The organism is Agromyces sp. ISL-38 (assembly GCF_018613935.1).
Lineage (GTDB): Bacteria > Actinomycetota > Actinomycetes > Actinomycetales > Microbacteriaceae > Agromyces.
In genome coordinates, this window is the sequence record NZ_JAGGPF010000001.1 from 1 (window position 1) to 17,400 (window position 17,400).

At 69.0% G+C, this 17,400-nt stretch carries 17 protein-coding genes and 1 pseudogene; 5 read left to right on the top strand and 13 right to left on the bottom strand.

Annotated features, from left to right (window positions below; genetic code table 11):
- The 3 genes and pseudogenes from J7E25_RS18080 to J7E25_RS18085 all read right to left on the bottom strand — a co-directional run.
- Nucleotides 1-1,105 (bottom strand): annotated as a pseudogene (locus J7E25_RS18080) (hypothetical protein); the annotation flags it as partial.
- Between the two features lie 182 nt (nt 1,106-1,287).
- Nucleotides 1,288-1,842, bottom strand: a complete 555-nt coding sequence (gene pyrE, locus J7E25_RS00010) for an orotate phosphoribosyltransferase (RefSeq protein WP_251007065.1) — start codon at nt 1,840-1,842, stop codon at nt 1,288-1,290.
- A gap of 172 nt (nt 1,843-2,014) precedes the next feature.
- Nucleotides 2,015-2,137, bottom strand: a complete 123-nt coding sequence (locus J7E25_RS18085; protein ID WP_285289775.1) for a hypothetical protein — start codon at nt 2,135-2,137, stop codon at nt 2,015-2,017.
- A gap of 137 nt (nt 2,138-2,274) precedes the next feature.
- On the opposite strand from J7E25_RS18085, the gene J7E25_RS00015 reads away from it, so the two are divergent.
- The 4 genes from J7E25_RS00015 to J7E25_RS00030 all read left to right on the top strand — a co-directional run bounded on the left by J7E25_RS00015 (nt 2,275) and on the right by J7E25_RS00030 (nt 5,466).
- Nucleotides 2,275-3,192: a LysR family transcriptional regulator gene (locus tag J7E25_RS00015; RefSeq protein ID WP_214866759.1), complete on the top strand. Its 918-nt coding sequence runs from the start codon at nt 2,275-2,277 to the stop codon at nt 3,190-3,192.
- Between the two features lie 80 nt (nt 3,193-3,272).
- Entirely contained in the window at nt 3,273-4,019 is a 747-nt protein-coding gene (locus tag J7E25_RS00020) for a hypothetical protein (protein ID WP_214866761.1), read from the top strand.
- A 48-nt stretch (nt 4,020-4,067) separates the two neighbouring features.
- Nucleotides 4,068-4,889 (top strand): enoyl-CoA hydratase/isomerase family protein, encoded by an 822-nt coding sequence (locus tag J7E25_RS00025; RefSeq protein WP_214866763.1) that lies wholly within the window; start codon nt 4,068-4,070, stop codon nt 4,887-4,889.
- A gap of 94 nt (nt 4,890-4,983) precedes the next feature.
- Entirely contained in the window at nt 4,984-5,466 is a 483-nt protein-coding gene (locus tag J7E25_RS00030; protein ID WP_214866764.1) for a CinA family protein, read from the top strand.
- A gap of 31 nt (nt 5,467-5,497) precedes the next feature.
- On the opposite strand, the gene J7E25_RS00035 is transcribed toward J7E25_RS00030, so the two are convergent.
- Entirely contained in the window at nt 5,498-6,241 is a 744-nt protein-coding gene (locus tag J7E25_RS00035) for a DUF4386 family protein (RefSeq protein WP_214866766.1), read from the bottom strand.
- 77 nt (nt 6,242-6,318) lie between these two features.
- Here J7E25_RS00035 and J7E25_RS00040 point away from each other — a divergent pair, with 77 nt between their 5' ends.
- A complete protein-coding gene (locus tag J7E25_RS00040; RefSeq protein WP_214866767.1) occupies nt 6,319-6,990 on the top strand; it encodes a TetR/AcrR family transcriptional regulator in 672 nt (223 codons plus the stop codon).
- On the opposite strand, the gene J7E25_RS00045 is transcribed toward J7E25_RS00040, so the two are convergent.
- The 9 genes from J7E25_RS00045 to J7E25_RS00085 all read right to left on the bottom strand — a co-directional run bounded on the left by J7E25_RS00045 (nt 6,931) and on the right by J7E25_RS00085 (nt 17,187).
- Nucleotides 6,931-8,463: a CoA-acylating methylmalonate-semialdehyde dehydrogenase gene (locus J7E25_RS00045; RefSeq protein WP_214866769.1), complete on the bottom strand. Its 1,533-nt coding sequence runs from the start codon at nt 8,461-8,463 to the stop codon at nt 6,931-6,933. The genes J7E25_RS00040 and J7E25_RS00045 overlap by 60 nt on opposite strands.
- Nucleotides 8,464-8,466: 3 nt before the next feature.
- A complete protein-coding gene (locus J7E25_RS00050) occupies nt 8,467-9,807 on the bottom strand; it encodes an aspartate aminotransferase family protein (protein ID WP_214866771.1) in 1,341 nt (446 codons plus the stop codon).
- Nucleotides 9,808-9,919: 112 nt separating this feature from the next.
- Entirely contained in the window at nt 9,920-11,071 is a 1,152-nt protein-coding gene (locus J7E25_RS00055) for an ABC transporter substrate-binding protein (protein WP_214866773.1), read from the bottom strand.
- 69 nt (nt 11,072-11,140) lie between these two features.
- Entirely contained in the window at nt 11,141-11,947 is an 807-nt protein-coding gene (locus J7E25_RS00060; protein WP_214866775.1) for an ABC transporter permease, read from the bottom strand.
- Nucleotides 11,947-12,765 carry an ABC transporter ATP-binding protein gene (locus J7E25_RS00065; RefSeq protein ID WP_214866777.1) on the bottom strand — a complete coding sequence of 273 codons (819 nt, stop codon included), beginning with the start codon at nt 12,763-12,765 and terminating at the stop codon, nt 11,947-11,949. Before J7E25_RS00065 ends, J7E25_RS00060 begins: the two co-directional genes overlap by 1 nt.
- The gene (locus tag J7E25_RS00070; protein WP_214866779.1) at nt 12,762-13,757 is read right to left on the bottom strand and encodes an ABC transporter permease; all 996 of its coding nucleotides are present in this window, start codon (nt 13,755-13,757) and stop codon (nt 12,762-12,764) included. The genes J7E25_RS00065 and J7E25_RS00070 overlap by 4 nt, the downstream gene beginning before the upstream one ends.
- Nucleotides 13,754-14,770 carry a TIGR03842 family LLM class F420-dependent oxidoreductase gene (locus tag J7E25_RS00075; RefSeq protein ID WP_214866781.1) on the bottom strand — a complete coding sequence of 339 codons (1,017 nt, stop codon included), beginning with the start codon at nt 14,768-14,770 and terminating at the stop codon, nt 13,754-13,756. Before J7E25_RS00075 ends, J7E25_RS00070 begins: the two co-directional genes overlap by 4 nt.
- 25 nt (nt 14,771-14,795) lie before the next feature.
- A complete protein-coding gene (gene hydA, locus J7E25_RS00080) occupies nt 14,796-16,232 on the bottom strand; it encodes a dihydropyrimidinase (RefSeq protein ID WP_214866783.1) in 1,437 nt (478 codons plus the stop codon).
- 106 nt (nt 16,233-16,338) lie between these two features.
- The gene (locus tag J7E25_RS00085) at nt 16,339-17,187 is read right to left on the bottom strand and encodes a nitrilase-related carbon-nitrogen hydrolase (protein WP_214866785.1); all 849 of its coding nucleotides are present in this window, start codon (nt 17,185-17,187) and stop codon (nt 16,339-16,341) included.
- Between the last annotated feature and the right edge of the window lie 213 nt (nt 17,188-17,400).

Here is a 17,400-nt window from a genome sequence, read left to right on the forward strand (position 1 = left end):
CGGGCGGCGCGGGCGGCGTGGCAGGCTCAGGCCACGCGGGCAACGCAGTAGGCGCGGCGGGCGCGGCAGGCTCAGGCCACGCGGGCAACGCAGTAGGCGGCAATGAGGGGGGTGACGGCGGAGACGCAGCAGGCGGTGCCGGGGCCAGGGGCGGCACCGCGGGCGCAGATGGCGAGGTCGCCCCAGCGGGATCGGGCTCGTTGAGCGCCGACCAGAGCTCGGCATCGTAGTTCGGCAGTTGCGACCGTCGGGCCGCACGCTCCTCCCAGCTGGGAGGCGCGGTATCGGGTGTGGTCGGATGCTGCACCGGCGTGAACGACTGCCGGGCGACGGGCGGCGGCGTGTAGTCGGCGAACGGCGCCTCGGGAAGCACGCGCTCGGCGGGAGCGACGGGCGGCACCGCGGGCGGGTCGGCTGTCAGGGGAGTCGCAGGCGTGGAGGAGTCGGGCGAGGGAGCCGAAGGGGTCAACGGCTGCGACAGACTGCGGAATGCAGCCCGGATTGCATCTTCCGACTCGAGTTCGTTCGATCCCCACGTGAGGGCGAACGGCGCCGCGGGCGTGACCGGTCCGGGCGGCGTCTCCGGTGGGTGCGAAACCGGCGGTGCCGGCGGTGCCGGCGGTGTCGCTGCCTGAGGTGGTGCAACGGGCGGCGTCTGCGACGCGGGCGGCGTCTGCGACGCGGGCGGCACCGGAGCCGGCGTGTACGGCGGCGTCTGCGCCGCGGGCGTCACCGAAGGCGACGCGACGGGCGGCGTCTGCGGATCCGCTGCCCGGCCCACGGGAGGCTCGACCTCGGTCAGGTAGACGGGAGTGGCCGGCGGTGCGACCGGGGGGATCGGCGGCGTCGCGGGCGGCGGCACGGCCGCAGCGGCGGGTCGCCCGACCGCGAACGGCGGTGTCCACGACGGCAGAGCGGTGGGAGCGTACGGCGCGGATTGCGCGGGCGGTTCCTCGGGTGCGGGCGGATCGGCTGCGGGGCCGCGATCAAGGGGGCCGCCGACGACCGGCAGTGCGCGCGTCGCGGCATCCGTCGCCGATGGAGCCGAGTCGGCGAGCGAGAACCAGTCGAGCACCTCTTCACGGCGCGGGGCGGGAGTGCGCACCGGTGCCTCCGGCGGGGGCGGCACCGCCGGCGGTGGCGACGCCGAGGGGGTCACCGAGGGCGCAGAGGGAGGCGGCGTGACAGGCGGCTCGTTTCGGGCGGACGGGCGACCAGCGGCGAGTTGGGCGAGCAGCCAGTCTGCTCCCCCTTCGTTGCCGCTCTCGTCGCGCCCGTCAGCGTTCATCAGGCCAAGCCCAGGTCTTCCAAGCCGATCGCGTAGAGGTAGGGCACGCCGGTGGCCTCGATCACTTCGCGCGCGCCAGTGGCACGGTCGACGACGACGGCGACCGCGACGACTTCGGCTCCGACCTTCTGCAGGGCCTCGATCGCCTTGAGGGGCGAGCCGCCGGTGGTCGACGTGTCTTCGAGCACGATTACTCGCTTGCCCTCGAGGTCGGGGCCCTCGACCTGCTTGCCGCGCCCGTGGTCTTTCGGCTCCTTGCGCACGACGAACGCATCGTAGGCGAGGCCGCGGGCCGCGCCCTGGTGCAGGATCGCCGCGGCGATCGGGTCGGCGCCCATGGTCATGCCGCCGACGGCGGAGACGCCGGGCACATCGCGGATGAGGTCGAGCATGACCTGCCCGATGAGCGGAGCGACCCGGTGGTCGAGGCTCACCTTGCGCAAGTCGACATAGTACGAGGCCTTCTTGCCGCTGGTCAGGGTGAAATCACCGTGGAACACTGCGAGGGCCGAGATGTGGTCGATGAGCTGCCGACGTGCGTCGGTGATGTTCAGGGGCTCTCGAATGGTCACCCGAATACTCTACGGCCCGCACGCCGTCAGAGCAGGATCGGATGTCTCGGGCGTGATGAAACCTCACGTCGACGACGAAGGGCCGCCCCGCGGAGTGTCCCTCCCCCGCGCGGCGGCCCTGCGCTCGGGGATTGCGACCCCGGGCTCGCGGCGCCTAGACGGTGCGCGCGAACGCCTCCTTCGGCAGGCGACGGTAGCCGTCGCGCACGGTGCTGAAGATGGAGCCGGAGACGGCGGCGGCAGAGACGACGACGATGAGCAGGATGGCGGTGAACACGGTGATTCCTTTCGAAGATGAAACGAGGCTGGTCGAGCGACCGTTGCGCCGTTGCACGTGTTCGACTCCCCTATTGAACCTCGAAAAACCATTCAGCACAATCGCACAGTTCTACATGAATAGTTTAGACTAACTACATGGATGTGAACCGACTCGACCTCTTGCGCGAACTCTCCGAGCGCGGCAGCGTCACGGCAGTGGCCGAAGCGACCGGTCGAACCCCTTCGGCCGTCTCGCAGCAGCTCAAAGTGCTCGAACGCGAGGCCGGGATGCCGCTGACCGCACGCAGCGGGCGGGGCATCGTGCTCACGAGCGCGGGCCAAGCGCTTGCGCGCAGTGCCGCCGACGTCGCGATCGCCTTGGAGCGCGCCGCAGCCCTGTGGGACGAGTTCCGCAACCACCCGAGCGGCGAGGTGACCCTGCTCACCTTCCCCACGATCGGCGCGGCACTACTGCCGAGCGTGCTCACCGACCTGGCACAGGTCGCCGGGCTCAACGTGCTCTGCACCGACCTCGACCCCGAGCTCGAGGAGTTCGCCGATCACACCGGCGACTACGACATCGTGCTCGCCCACACGATGCCCGGCGTACTCCCCTGGGGCGGGCGGGGCCTGCGCGCCATCCCGCTCCTCACCGAGCCGCTCGACATCGGCCTGCCCGCCGACCACCGCCTCGCCGGCCGTGCGCACGTCACCGCGGCCGACCTCGTCGACGAGACGTGGCTCGGGGTACCCATGGGGTATCCGTTCGAGCGCATCCTGCACGAAGTCGAGCAGCAAGCAGGAACGCGCATGCACGTAAGCCAGCGGTTCAGCGACATGCGCATCATCGAGGCGTTCATCGAGGCGGGTCTCGGCATCGCCTTCGTGCCGCGCTACACGTCGGGCCCCGTGTCGGCAGGCGTCGTGCTGAAGCCGTTGCGGGGCGTGGCATCCGCTCGCCAGATCGTGGCGCTCGTGCGACCGGATGTCGCGGAGCGCCTCGCCGTGCGCACGGTGCTCGATGTGCTCGTCGATCGTGCCGCGCGGCTCGAGTCCGCGCGCGCGGCCGCATGACGACGCGGCCGTATAACGATCGGGGTACATCGGGGCTGTCCCTGAGGGGCCAGCCCTGTCCTCGTCAGTACAGTCGAGCCATGAATCTCCGCCGGCGCCGTATCGCCGCTTCGCTGCTTGTCGCCGGGTCCCTCGCACTGCTCACGGCGTGCGTGCCGGAACCCGTCGTGCCCACGCCGCGACCGACCGCCTCATCGACACCCGCACCGACTGCGACAGCGACCCCGGCCCCCACCGAGGAGCCCGTGGCGGCCCCGCCGGCGGCCGCCCAAGTGGAGCGCATTGTGATCGGAGCCGAGTGGATCACCGTCATCGCCGACGACGACACCGAACTCGCGAGGTTCGACTACTTCCAGCCCACCGCCGAGGTCCTCGCCGGGTTGACGCAGTATCTGGGAACACCCGTCGACACGTGGTTCGAAGGACGTGGCGACGCCCCGGCGGCGACGTACTACGACTGGGGCGGTCTGCGACTCGCCGATACCGTTCCGGCGGGAAGAGCACCATACGACCCCGAGCACTGGGTGCGCCTCACGTCCGACGACGCGAACGGCGTCGTCGTCACTGCAGTCGGCGATGTCGCCGTCGGGGATCCGTTCGCGTCACTCGAAGCCTCGCCCGAGAGCGACGAGGTGTACCGCTGGACCTCGCCGGAGACGAACCAGTCGTCGGTCTCCTTCAGGTACGACCTCGTCGAGCTCCCGCCGATGCCCGGTACGGAAGACGCGGGCGACTGGTCACCGTCGTTCGGCGTGAGGGTCTACGGCGACGACGCCACCGGTGCCGTCCGATCGCTCTCGGCACCGGGAGCGAACTTCGGCGCCTGACACCGGATGCCGCCCGCCGCGACGTCGCTCGAACTAAACTCCACGATCATGAGCGATGACGCGATCCTGTTCGAGGTGTCCGACGGGCTGGCCCACATCACCCTCAACCGCCCCTCGCGACTGAACGCGGTCGACCCCGTCGCGATCCACCTGTGGCGATCCATCGCGCACGAGATCGCCGAGCGCGACGACATCGGCGCCGTGCTCTTCGATGCGAACGGCCGTGCGTTCTGCGCCGGGGGCGACGTGCTCGCGATGTCGCAACTCGCGGCGGGGCAGCCCGATGCCGGCGTCGTGATCACCGACCTCGCCGACGTGATCCACGAGGGCCACCGCGTGCTCCGCGGGAGCACGAAGCCCATCGTCGCGGCCGTGCAGGGCCCCGTCGCCGGAGGCGGGCTCGGCTTCATGCTCGTCGCCGACCTCGTCATCGCCTCCGAGCGGGCGACGTTCGCGAGCCGGTACGCGGATGTCGGGCTCACCCCCGATTGCGGCGTCAGCACCCTGCTGCCCGAGGCCGTCGGCACCCGTCGCGCGCTCGAGCTCACCCTCACCTCGCGCACCCTCTCGGCCGCGGAGGCATTCGACTGGGGACTCGTGACCGAGGTCGTGGCCCCAGAGGCGCTCGACGCTCGCGCCCGTGAGATCGCCACGTCGTGGCTCGACGGGGCGACCGACGCGTTCGGGCAGACGAAGCGACTCATGCGGGCCGGACTCGCTCGCTCCTTCCGCGAGGCGCTCGACGACGAGGCCCGCACGATCGGGGCAGCGTTCGAGACGCCGTACGCGCGCGACGCGGTCGCCGCGTTCGCCCGGGGCGCATCAGCGCGCGCGCCGGCGCCGACCGAGGCCTCGTCCGAGCGGGAGTGACGTCGTCGCGCGGGAGTGCACGGAGCGGATGCCTCCACACCGACAACCTCACTCCGGTGCGGTACGCAGAACAGATCGAGACGAGGAGGGGCCGATGCAAGATCCGGCAGAGCAGTTCGCGAATGTCGCCGCAGAGATCGCGCGGCGCGCGAAGGCCGCGGGCATGACGATCGCAGCGGCCGAGTCACTCACGAGCGGGGCGCTCTCGAACGCGCTCGGCGCGGGGAATGACGCATCCGACTGGTTCCGCGGAGGCGTCGTCGCCTACGCCGAGGGCGTGAAGCGCGAACTCCTCGGCGTGACCGCGGAGTCGGTCACGTCGGCGCAGTGCGCGCGCGAGCTCGCGACGGGCGTCGCGCGCGTGCTCGGCGCCGATGCGGCCGTCGCCGTGACCGGTGTGGGCGGCCCCGAGTCCGCCGACGGCCAGCCGCCAGGCACGGTCTTCGCCGCCGTCACCGTGCGCGGCACCACGAATGACACCCGCCTCGAGTTCCACGGCGACCCGTCGGAGGTCGTGCACCAGACGGTGCGCGCCGCGCTCGAACTGCTGCGCGACGCGCTGCCGCCGTCAGCGTGAGCTTCGTTCCGAATCAACCTGGTTCGACCTCTCATCGAGCAGCGGAGTGGCGCCTTCCCTGAAGGAGGAGGACGACGGAGACGGCAGCGATCCACAGGAACGTCGGCTGGAACAACACGATGAACAGCGGCACGTCGGTGATGAACGCTGGCCGCACGATGGTCACGATGCCGGCGATGACACCGAACCACGCGAGCCACCGCGGCAGCCCACCAGCGCGCAGCGAGACCGCGCTGACGGTGATGATGACGACGCCGAGAGCTACCTGCCCTTGAGCGATCGCGGTCGACCACAGGCCCTGGAGGAGGAGGGCGGCGTCGACGTCGAGATGGTAGTCGGGGGTCGAACGCAGCACCACGGCGATACCCGTGGAGAGCGTCTCAGACAACAGCCCGCCCGCCAGGAAGATCGCCGAGCCGATCGATACGACGCCGCTCACCCAGTCTGAGAGGGCTGATTGGCTGACAACGCGTCGAAGGCCTGCGAAGAACCCGATCGCGAAGACGAAGATGAGGTTCGATAGGGCGAAGAACACGAGCATCTGGTCGACGTTCCCGTCGTCGTGCAGGTAGGTGGCGAGCTCATCGCCCGCGCCCGCGTTCCAGTAGCTGGGCACTCGTTGCAGCGCTTGCGACAGTGGGCCGTTCACCACGATGGCTGCCACCATCCCGATGCCGCACCAGCCGGTCAGAAGCCGCGCCGTGCCATCGAGGGAGCGCCGTCGGTCGATCGCGGGAGCCGTCGCGTCGGCCTTCCTCGCGGTGAGTTTCGACATGTTCTTCTCCTCATTAGAGTGTTACTCGGCTGAACATAGTTCTACTCTCTTTAATGGATTATGGCTATACTCACATCGTGAACTCTGATTCCCCGCGGCCCACGCACCGACAGCGTCAGGCCCAGGAGACCAAGGACCGGGTCATCGCCGCCGCCCGGGCGCTGATGGCACGCAACGGCTGGGCCGGCACCACCATCGACGCGATCGCGACGGAGGCCGGCGTCGCCCCTCAGACGATCTACGCGGCGTTCGGCAACAAGCGAGCGCTCCTCGAAGGCATGCGCAGCGTCATGCTGCGGGACTCGAACATCCCCGAGTTGATGGCCCAAGCCGCGGCCGAGTCAGAGGCCCCTCACCGCCTGGAGTTGTGGGCGCGCCTCGTACGCCGGCAGATGGAGACGAGCTTCGATGTGATCTCCATCCACCGACAGGCCGCCGCGTCCGACCCGAAGGTCGCCGCCGACTACCGCAAGGTGCTCGACAGCCGCGCCCGGGTCTTCGCGGAGTTCATCCACGACCTGCATGCCGATCTTGCCCCCGGTGTCAGCGAATCAGCCGCGACCGACCTCCTGTGGTGCTTCTCCAATGAGGAGATCTACCGGGAGCTCGTCGAGGAACGCGGCTGGTCGGCCGACCGCTACGAGCGATGGCTCGGTGAAACCCTGGTCGCGCAATTGATCACGACACCGTCAGTCGTGCTGCGGGAACCCGAGGTTCAGGCCGCCGTGGCTCGGGTCGAGCCAGCGTGAGGTGATCGCCTTCTCCTGCGTGTAGAAGTCGAAGCCCCGCGGACCGTAGGCCTTGGCATCGCCGAAGAGCGAGTCCTTCCAGCCACCGAACGAGTGGTAGGCCACGGGAACGGGGATCGGCACGTTGATGCCGATCATGCCGACCGTCACCTCGCGCTGGAAGCGCCGTGCAGCGCCGCCGTCGTTCGTGAAGATCGCCGTGCCGTTGCCGTAGGGCGACTCGTTGATGACGCCGACGCCCTCTTCGTAGCCGTCGACGCGCACGACCGAGAGCACGGGGCCGAAGATCTCGTCGCGATACACCTTCGACGAGGTCGGCACCTTGTCGACGAGCGTCGGGCCGAGCCAGAAGCCGTCGGGCTCCCCGTCGATCTCGACGCCGCGTCCATCGACCACGAGCGAAGCGCCGTCGTCGACGGCGACGTCGAGATAGCCGGCCACCTTGTCGCGATGCTCGCGCGTGATGAGCGGGCCCATGTCGCAACCGCGGGTTCCGTCGCCGATCGTGAGCCGCGACATCCGCTCGGCGACCTTCTCGACGAACTCGTCGGCGATCGTGTCGACGGCGAGCACGACCGAGACGGCCATGCAGCGTTCGCCCGCCGAGCCGAAGCCGGCGTTCACGGCGGCGTCGGCGGCGAGGTCGAGGTCGGCGTCGGGGAGCACGAGCATGTGGTTCTTCGCGCCGCCGAGCGCCTGCACGCGCTTGCCGTTGCGCGCCGCCGTCTCGTAGATGTACTTCGCGATCGGCGTCGAGCCGACGAAGGAGATCGCACGCACGGTGGGGTGCTCGAGCAGCGCGTCGACGGCGACCTTGTCGCCGTGCACGACGTTCAGCACGCCGTCGGGCAGGCCCGCCTCCTGCATGAGCCGCGCGAGCCAGATCGCCGCGGAGGGGTCTTTCTCGGAGGGCTTCAGCACCACGGTGTTACCCGTGGCGATCGCAAGCGGGAAAAACCACAGCGGCACCATCGCCGGGAAGTTGAACGGGCTGATGATGCCCACCACCCCGAGCGGCTGCTTCGTGGAATAGACGTCGATGCCCGTCGAGACGTTCTCGGAGTGCTCCCCCTTCGTGTAGCCCGGCATCGCGCATGCGAGCTCGACGACCTCGAGGCCGCGTGCGATCTCACCCGCGGCATCCGAGAGCACCTTGCCGTGCTCGCTCGTGAGGATGGCCGCGAGCTCGTTGCTGCGGGCGTTCAGCAGCTCCCGGAACGTGAACATCACCTGCTGGCGTTTCGCGATCGAGGTGTCGCGCCAGCCGGGGAACGCGCGAGCTGCCGCCTGCACGGCGGTGTCGACGTCGTCGGTCGACGCGAAGCGCACGCGCTTCTGCTCGACGCCCAGGGCCGGGTTGTAGACGGGGCCGGTGCGGTCGGAGTCGCCGGCGACGGATGCCCCGTCGATCCAGTGCTCGACCGTGGTCGCCTCGGCGACCTTCTGCTGGGATTCAGTCAATGTCTGGCTCATGAGTCAGCTCTCTCCTTCGAGTGCGATGCTCAGTACTTCATCGTAGATCGCCATCGCCTCGGCCACCTCATCGGACGTGACGACGCATGGCGGCACGACGTGGATTCGGTTGTCCTGCACGAACGGCAGGAGCCCTCGCTCGACGAGCGCGGACTTGATTCGGCCCATGGCCGACGCCGGCAGCGGCTCCCGGGTCTCAGCGTCGGCGACGAGCTCGAGCGCCCAGAAGACGCCCTCGCCGCGCACCTCGCCGATGACCGCGTGACGTTCGGCGAGATCGTCGAGCGCCGGGGCGATCACCGTGTCGCCGATGTCGCGCGCGTTCGCGACGATGCCCTCGGACTCCATCGTGTCGAGCGCCGCGACGATCGAGGCCATGGCGAGCGGATGCCCCGAATACGTGAGCCCGCCGGGGAACACCCGCTCGTCGAACGTCGCGGCGATCGGGTCGGAGATGAGCACGCCGCCCACGGGCACGTAGCCCGAGTTCACGCCCTTCGCGAAGGTGATGAGGTCGGGACGCACGTCGTAGCCGTCGAAGGCGAACCAGCGTCCGGTGCGGCCGAAACCGCACATCACCTCGTCGAGGATCAGCAGGATGCCGTGCCGGTCGGCGAGCTCGCGCACGCCCGCGAGGTACCCGGGCGGGGGAATCAGGATGCCGGCGGTGCCCGGGATCGTCTCGAGGAGGATCGCCGCGATCGACGACGGCCCCTCGGCGAGGATCACGCGCTCGAGGTGGTGCAGTGCGCGCTCCGACTCCTGCTCGGGCGACTCGGCCCAGAACTCCGAGCGGTAGAGGTAGGGGCCGAAGAAGTGCACGTGCCCGCGGGCGAACTCGTTCGGGATGCGCCGCCAGTCGCCCGTCGCGACCACGGCCGCGCCCGTGTTGCCGTGGTACGAGCGGTAGGTCGAGAGGATCTTGTCGCGGCCGGTGTGCAAGCGGGCCATGCGGATGGCGTTCTCATTGGCATCCGCACCGCCGTTGGTGAAGAAGACCTTGTGGAATCCGGATGGCGCGTGCGAGACGATGCGCTTGGCCGCTTCGCCGCGCGCGAGGTTCACCGTCGCCGGGGCGATCGTCGTGAGCAGCGCGGCCTGCTCGCGGATCGCCTGCACGACCGCCGGGTGCTGGTGGCCGATGTTGACGTTCACGAGCTGGCTCGCGAAGTCGAGGTACTCCCGGCCGGCGTGGTCCCAGACGCGGCATCCGAGGCCGCTCGCCACGACGAGCGACGACGGCTGCGCCTGCGCGGACCAGGAGTGGAAGACGTGCGCGCGGTCGAGCTCGCGGGCGAGCTCATCGAGGCTTTCGGTGAGGTTCTCGGTGACGTTGTCGGTCATGGCGTCGGTGCCTTTCGTGTTGTCGTCTCTGCGGGTCGAGGAGCGCGAAGCGCGTTTCGAGACCTGGGAAGGTTTCGGTGGCCGCTTCGCGGCTCCTCGACCCGCGGCGTCGCTAGTTGCCGCCCTCGGTGAGCTCGACCTCGATGGGTTCGAAGTTCTCGCCGGTGAGGTCGAGACCTTCGCCCTCGAGCTCGTCGAGCGCCTGCTGGATCCACTCGTTCGACCACGCTGATGCCGGCGGCTCCTCGGTGATCGGGCTTGCACCCGACTCGTTCACCGCGGAGAGCGCGCCCGCGACGGTGGCGTCCCAAGCAGCCTCATCCATGACGCCGATGCCGTTCGGCGACGGCCAGATGAGCTTGTTCGTCTCGTTGACCATCCAGAGCTCGTGGCTCGGACCCCAGCCGGAGCCCTCGCCGATCGTGATCTCCGATGCCTTCTCGGGGTTCTCGGCGGCGTAGACCCAGCCCCGGATGACGGCCTTGAGGAACTTGACGGTCGTGTCCTGGTACTCATCATCGGACTCGAGTCGCTCGGTGTCGGCCCAGATCGCGTCTTGCAGCATGGCGCCGACGGTGTCCTGGTAGCTGATGACGTTGAAGTCGTCGGGCTGGTAGAGCTCGCCCGTGTCGGGGTTCGCCGTCTCGAGGAGCTGCGCGTACTCGTTGTAGGTCATCGCCTGGGCCGCGTCGATGTCACCCTGCAGGAAGGCGTTCATGTTGAAGTCCTGCGTGATGATCTGCACGGTCGAGGAGTCGAGGCCCTCTGCGGCCATGGCCGCGAAGATCTCCCACTCGTTGCCGAAGCCCCACGAGCCGATCTTCTTGCCCTCGAAGTCGGCGACCGAGTCGATGCCCGAGTCGGCGAAGGACACCTGCAGGGTGCCCGAACGCTGGAAGATCTGGGCGATGTCGGTGAGGTTCGCGCCCTGCTCGATCGAGCCGAGCACCTTCGGCACCCAGGCGATCGCGTAGTCCACGTCGCCGTTGGCGAGCGCGTCTTGAGGAACGATGTCGCCACCTGACGGGATGATCTCGACGTCGAGGCCCTCGTCCTCGAAGTAGCCGAGCTCCTGCGCGGCGAAGTACCCCGCGAACTGGCCCTGCGGCAGCCATTGCAGCTGGAGCTTCACTTGCGTGAGCTCGTCACCGCCGTCGCCGCCGTCGCCATCCCCGTCGCCGGGTGCCGCGCATGCGGTGAGTGCGAGCGCCGCCGACAGGGCGATGGCGCCGATCGTCGCGAAGCGACGTCTGCTGTGGTTCATGTCGGTCCTTTCGTGTTGCGGTGCGGTGTTGGTGCGGTCCGCCAGGCCCGGGGCCGTGGTGGTCTGGCGTCAGGGGCGTCGTCGCGCCTGCGGGGCGTGGCGCTGCAGCATCCGTTCGAGGCCGAGCGTCACGAGGTAGAAGAGGAGGCCGAGGGCGATGGATGCCACGACGTACGCCCATGCACGGGCGTAGGCGCTCGACGCGGCCGACGTGGAGATGAGCCCGCCGAGGCCGCCGCGCGGGCCGCCGAAGTACTCGGCGACGAGCGCGGAGATCACGGCGAGGGAGGAGGCGATGCGGATGCCGGTGAGCATGAAGGGCCTCGCGGTCGGCAGTGTGAGCGTGCGCAGCACCTGGCCGGAGCTCGCGGCGTACGCCTTCATGAGGTCTCGGTGCACGGGCGCGGTCTGCCGGAATCCGCGCAGCGTGTTGATGAACACGGGCACGAACGAGGCGAGCGCGGCGATCGCCTGCCGGCCGAACTGGCTGTCGGCGCCGTACATCGAGTTGAGCACCGGCGCGAGCGCGACGATCGGGATGACGGCGAGCGAGGCGACCACGGGGGCGCTCATCTGGTCGACCGCACGCCAGCGGGCGGCGATCGCGGCGAGCGCGATGCCGACGAGCGAGCCCACGACGAGGCCGATGAGCGCATTCGTGCCGGTGAGGATCGAGGCCGACAGGATCGACTCCCAGAACTGGATGAACTCCTCGATGATCGACGCCGGGCTCGGAAGCAGGTAGTCGGAAACGCCCACGACGGTCACGAGGAACTGCCAGACCCCGAGCACGATGACCCCCACGGCGACCGGGGCGAGGACCCGGAACGTCGTCTCGGTCTTCGGGCCCATGCGCGTCGCGGTCGCGATGGCCATCAGCGGTTCTCCAGTCCGCGTGGGGCCGTGCCGACGGGCGAGCCCTGGTGCAGGGCCTCGCGCACCGCGGTGACCATGTCGAAGAAGGCGCGCTCCTCGCGCAGCTCTTCGGTGCGGGCCGCGCGCGCCGCCTCGGCGCCGAGCCGCATGGGCACGATCTCCTGGATGCGCCCCGGCCGCGGCGACATCACGACGACGCGATCGGAGAGGAACACCGCCTCGGGGATCGAGTGCGTGACGAACACGACCGCCGCGCCCGTCTCGGCCGAGATGCGCACGAGGTCGGACTGCATCTTCTCGCGCGTCATCTCGTCGAGCGCGCCGAACGGCTCGTCCATGAGCAGCAGTCGCGGTTGCTCGGCGAGCGCGCGGGCGATCGCGACGCGCTGCTGCATGCCGCCCGAGAGCTGGTCGGGATAGCGATCGGCGAAGTCCGAGAGGCCCACCATGTCGAGCAGCTCGGCGACGCGGGTGCTGCGAGCGGCGGATGCCACGCCGTGCAGTTCGAGCGGCAGCGCGACGTTCGCGGCGACCGTGCGCCACGGCAGGAGCCCCGCCGACTGGAACGCGATGCCGTACTCCTGGTCGAGCCGTGCCTGCCGCGCGCCCTTGCCGAACACCTCGACGGTGCCGGCCGTGGGCTCGTCGAGGTCGGCGATCAGCCGCATGAGCGTCGACTTGCCGCAGCCCGAGGGGCCGATGAGCGAGACGAACTCGCCGGCTTCGACGGTGAGGTCGATTCCGGTGAGGGCCTGCACCGCGCCCGAGCGGGTGTCGAAGGTCTTGTCGACCCCGGTGATCTCGACAGCGGCGCTCATGCGTGTTCCTCGTTTCGTCGGTAGTTCGAGAGGATGACCCCGAGCAGGGCCACCGAGCCTGCGGCGACGAGGCCGAGCACGATGGCGCCGAAGATCGGTCCCCATGCCTTCGCCGGGTCGCCCGAGGCCTGCCCGGCGAATTGGATGAGGATGCGCCCGATGCCGCCCTGCAGCCCCGTCGACACCTCGGCGACCACGGCGCCGATGACGGCGTTCGCCGCTCCCAGCCGGAGGGCGGGCAGGAGGTAGGGCACCGCAGCCGGGAAGCGCAGCTTCACGAGGGTCTGCCAGTAGCCGGCGGCGTAGGTCTCCATGAGCTCGGTGTGGATGCGATCGGGTGACTGCAGCCCCTTCAGGGCGCCGATCGCGATCGGGAAGAAGGCGAGGTAGCTCGCGATGAGCGCCACCGACATCCAGTCCTGCCATTCGAACGCGCCGATCTCGACGCGCGAGCCCCAGCTCTTCACGATCGGCGCGAACGCGATGAGCGGCACGGTCTGACTGAGCACGATCCAGGGGAGGAGCCCCCATTCGGCGATGCGCCAGCGCTGCATGACGAGGGCGAGGCCGATGCCCACGACGACGCCGACGAGCCAGCCGGCCGCGGCGATGCCGAGGGTCGTGAGTGCGGCGAGCGCGACCGCCGCCCAGAGCGGCAGCGCGTCATCCGCTCGCGTGACCGGCTCGAAGAGGCGGCCGAGCATCTGCCACACGTGCGGCATCGCGAGGTCGGTCGTGCGCGGCATGATGCGCAGGTCGCCGACCACGACGCCGTCGGCCGGACCGAGGAGCTTGTAGCCCTCCCAGATGAGGGCGATCGTGAGGATGCCGACGAGGCCCCAGATCCACGCGGCGAACCCGCGACCCGCACGACCGCCGCGGCCGGCGCCCGGACGGCGCGGCGGTGCAGCGCGAGCACCGGCGTCGCCGGGCGCGACGACGGCCGCGGCATCCGTCACCGCGTTGGCCTCTCGCGCGCCGACCTCGGTCATGCCTTCGCCGTGATGTGCTCGGAGAGCGCCGGGATCACGGTCTCGCCGTAGACCCGGAGCGTCTCCTCCTTGTTGTCGTGCTGCAGGTAGCCCGCGAACTGGTCGACGCCGAGCGCCTTCAGCTGCTCGAGCTTCTCGATGTGCTGCCCGGCCGTGCCGAGCACGCAGAAGCGGTCGACGATCTCGTCGGGAACGAACTGCGTGTGCACGTTGCCCGCGCGCCCGTGCTCGTTGTAGTCGTAGTCTTCGCGGCCCTTGATGTAGTCGGTGAGCGCCTCGGGCACGTCGCCATGCTCGCCGTACTTCGCAACGATGTCGGCCACGTGGTTGCCGACCATGCCGCCGAACCAGCGGCACTGGTCGCGCATGTGCTCCCAGTCGTCGCCGATGTACATGGGCGCGGCGACGCAGAACTTCACCGACATCGGGTCGCGCCCGGCGGCCTCGGCCGCGTTCCGCACGGTCGTGATCATCCACTTCGCGATGTCGACGTCGGCGAGCTGCAGGATGAACCCGTCGCCCACCTCGCCTGCGAGCTTGAGCGCGAGCGGGCCGTAGGCGGCCACCCACACTTCGAGCTCGGAGCCGCGGCTCCACGGGAACTGGATCGTCGAGTCGTGGTACTGGACGGGCCGGCTGTTGGCGAGCTCGCGGATCACGTGGATCGCCTCGCGCAGCTCTTTCAGGGTCACGGGCTTGCCGTTCGTGACGCGCACCGCCGAGTCGCCACGGCCGATGCCGCACACGGTGCGGTTGCCGTACATCTCGTTGAGCGTTGCGAACACGGATGCCGTGACCGTCCAGTCGCGAGTGGCCGGGTTGGTGACGAACGGGCCGACCTTGATGCGCTGGGTCTGCGCCAGGATCTGGCCGTAGATGACGTACGGCTCCTGCCAGAGGATGTGCGAGTCGAACGTCCAGACGTGCGTGAACCCGTGCACCTCGGCGAGTTTCGCGAGCTGCACCGTTCGGGAGGCAGGCGGGTTCGTCTGCAGTACCGCTCCGAATTCCATGCGTGCTCCTTAGGTCAGGACGGTGTCAGATCAGATACTGGCTGAGGCCGCGCTTGAGGAAGCGCCCGTCGCCCTTGGCGCCGAGATAGGCGTTGTCGTCGACGATGACCTTGCCGCGAGAGAGCACCGTGTCGACGTGTCCGTCGATCTCGAAGCCCTCCCATGCTGAGTGGTCCATGTTCATGTGGTGGGTCTTGCCCATGCCGATCGACGTGTGGCCGTACGGGTCGTAGACGACGACGTCGGCGTCGGCGCCCGGCTGGATGACGCCCTTCGTGCCGTAGAGGCCGAACATGCGGGCGGGCGTGGTGCTCGTGAGCTCCACCCAGCGCTCGAGGGTGATCTCGCCGGTGACGACGCCCTGGTACATGAGGTCCATGCGGTGCTCGATCGAGCCGATGCCGTTCGGGATCTTGCGGAAGTCGCCGACGCCGAGCTCCTTCTGATCCTTCATGCAGAACGGGCAGTGGTCGGTGGAGACCATCTGCAGGTCGTTCGTGCGCAGCGCCTGCCACATCGCGTCTTGGTGGCCCTCTTCGCGGCTCCGCAGTGGTGTGGAGCACACCCACTTCGCGCCCTCGAAGGAGCCCCACTCGCCGCTCTTCGCGCCGAGCTGCTCCTCGAGGCTCAGGTAGAGGTACTGCGGACAGGTCTCGCCATAGACGTTCTGGCCCTTGTCGCGAGCCCACGCGAGCTGCTCCACGGCTTGCTTCGCCGACACGTGCACGACGTAGAGCGGGGCACCCGTGAGCTTCGCGAGCATGATCGCGCGGTGCGTCGCCTCCTCCTCCATCTCCCAGGCGCGGGCGATGCCGTGGTAGTACGGGTCGGTCTTGCCCTGGTCGACGAGCTGCTGGGCGAGCACGTCGATCGCCGGCCCGTTCTCGGCGTGCATCATCGTGAGCATCCCGGTGTCGCGGGAGACCTGCATGGCCTTCAGCACTTGCGCGTCATCGGAGTAGAAGACGCCCGGGTAGGCCATGAAGAGCTTGAAGCTCGAGACGCCCTCGTCGGGGAGCGAACGCATCGCCGCGAGCGAGTCGTCGTCGACGCCCCCGACGATCTGGTGGAACCCGTAGTCGATCGCGCAGTTGCCCGCCGCCTTCTCATGCCAGGCGGCCAGCCCGTCTTGCACGCGCTCGCCGTAGCGCTGCACCGCGAAGTCGATGATCGACGTCGTGCCGCCCCATGCCGCAGCGCGCGTTCCGGTCTCGAACGTGTCGATCGCCGCGGTGCCGCCGAACGGCAGCTCCATGTGCGTGTGCGCGTCGATGCCGCCCGGGATCACGTACTTGCCGGTCGCGTCGATCACCCGGTCGACGGATGCCGCGACATCCGTGCCGAGAAGCTGACTGCCGGGCTCGAGCACGCCGACGATGCGCTCACCGTCGATGAGCACGTCGGCCGGCGCCCGGCCCGTGGAGCTCACGACGGTGCCGCCGGTGATGAGAGTTGTCGCCATGGTTCGCTCCTTCGTTGGACCCGGTGATCGAGTAGCGCTCATCCGGTGGTTGAGTAGCGACGAAGTCGCGTATCGAAACCACTCCGCCGCCGCTACTCCCCTACCGCTACGGCTTGGGGATGGAGGTGTACGAGTCGGGCCGGCGGTCGCGGTAGAACTGCCACGTGTTGCGCACCTCGCGGATGAGGTCGAGGTCGAGGTCGCGGATCACGACCTCCTCGTGCTCGTCGGAGCCGTATTCGCCGACGAGGTTGCCTCGCGGGTCGACGAACTGGCTCGAGCCGTAGAAGGTGACGGCGAGGTCGCCGTACTCGTTGTCTTCGGTGCCGACGCGGTTCGGTGCGGCGACGAAGTAGCCGTTCGCAGCAGCCGCGGCCGGTTGCTCGATCTGCCAGAGGCGGTTCGAGAGGGCGGGCTTCGTGGCGTTCGGGTTGAACACGATCTGCGCGCCGTTCAGGCCGAGCTCGCGCCATCCCTCGGGGAAGTGCCGGTCGTAGCAGATGTACACGCCGATCGGCCCGACCGCCGTGTTGAACACCGGGTAGCCGAGGTTGCCGGGGCGGAAGTAGAACTTCTCCCAGAACTTGTCGAGGTTCGGGATGTGGTGCTTGCGGTACTTGCCGAGGATCGTGCCGTCGGCATCGACGACGACGGCCGTGTTGTAGTAGACGCCCGGCTGCTCCTCTTCGTAGATCGGCAGGATCATGACCATGCCGAGCTCCCTCGCGAGCGCCGCGAAGCGCTGCACGATCGGGCCGTCGGCGGGCTCGGCGTAGTCGTAGTACTTGACGTCTTCGGTGATGCCGAAGTACGGACCGTAGAACAGCTCCTGGAAGCAGATGACCTGGGCGCCCTGCTCCTTGGCCTGCCGTGCGAAGTCCTCATGCTTCTGGATCATCGACTCCTTGTCGCCGGTCCAGGTCGTCTGCGTGATGGCCGCCCTGACGATCGTCATAGTGCCTCCTGAGTCGGTCGGCGTCGTTGCCGCCGCACGGTGTGCCCTGGGCGTGGAACTCAGTGCTCAGTGCTCACCGGGCGAATGCTGTGATGCCGAGGGTGGTGCCGATGGGAAGTGCCGAACGGGACTCGCGACCCGTTCTGTTATTGTTCGGCGTGAACATTTCTCTTTTGTTTCACTCTGTGACGCTGTGGTTACTTATCTTGTCTC

What these genes read in the sequence shown, in the direction of transcription:
- J7E25_RS00015 (WP_214866759.1), top strand. Translation starts at nt 2,275, where the DNA reads ATGGATGTGAACCGACTCGACCTCTTGCGCGAACTCTCCGAGCGCGGC.
- J7E25_RS00020 (WP_214866761.1), top strand. Translation starts at nt 3,273, where the DNA reads ATGAATCTCCGCCGGCGCCGTATCGCCGCTTCGCTGCTTGTCGCCGGG.
- J7E25_RS00025 (WP_214866763.1), top strand. Translation starts at nt 4,068, where the DNA reads ATGAGCGATGACGCGATCCTGTTCGAGGTGTCCGACGGGCTGGCCCAC.
- J7E25_RS00030 (WP_214866764.1), top strand. Translation starts at nt 4,984, where the DNA reads ATGCAAGATCCGGCAGAGCAGTTCGCGAATGTCGCCGCAGAGATCGCG.
- J7E25_RS00035 (WP_214866766.1), bottom strand. Translation starts at nt 6,241, where the DNA reads ATGTCGAAACTCACCGCGAGGAAGGCCGACGCGACGGCTCCCGCGATC.
- J7E25_RS00045 (WP_214866769.1), bottom strand. Translation starts at nt 8,463, where the DNA reads ATGAGCCAGACATTGACTGAATCCCAGCAGAAGGTCGCCGAGGCGACC.
- J7E25_RS00050 (WP_214866771.1), bottom strand. Translation starts at nt 9,807, where the DNA reads ATGACCGACAACGTCACCGAGAACCTCACCGAAAGCCTCGATGAGCTC.
- J7E25_RS00055 (WP_214866773.1), bottom strand. Translation starts at nt 11,071, where the DNA reads ATGAACCACAGCAGACGTCGCTTCGCGACGATCGGCGCCATCGCCCTG.
- J7E25_RS00060 (WP_214866775.1), bottom strand. Translation starts at nt 11,947, where the DNA reads ATGGCCATCGCGACCGCGACGCGCATGGGCCCGAAGACCGAGACGACG.
- J7E25_RS00065 (WP_214866777.1), bottom strand. Translation starts at nt 12,765, where the DNA reads ATGAGCGCCGCTGTCGAGATCACCGGGGTCGACAAGACCTTCGACACC.
- J7E25_RS00070 (WP_214866779.1), bottom strand. Translation starts at nt 13,757, where the DNA reads ATGACCGAGGTCGGCGCGCGAGAGGCCAACGCGGTGACGGATGCCGCG.
- J7E25_RS00075 (WP_214866781.1), bottom strand. Translation starts at nt 14,770, where the DNA reads ATGGAATTCGGAGCGGTACTGCAGACGAACCCGCCTGCCTCCCGAACG.
- hydA (WP_214866783.1), bottom strand. Translation starts at nt 16,232, where the DNA reads ATGGCGACAACTCTCATCACCGGCGGCACCGTCGTGAGCTCCACGGGC.
- J7E25_RS00085 (WP_214866785.1), bottom strand. Translation starts at nt 17,187, where the DNA reads ATGACGATCGTCAGGGCGGCCATCACGCAGACGACCTGGACCGGCGAC.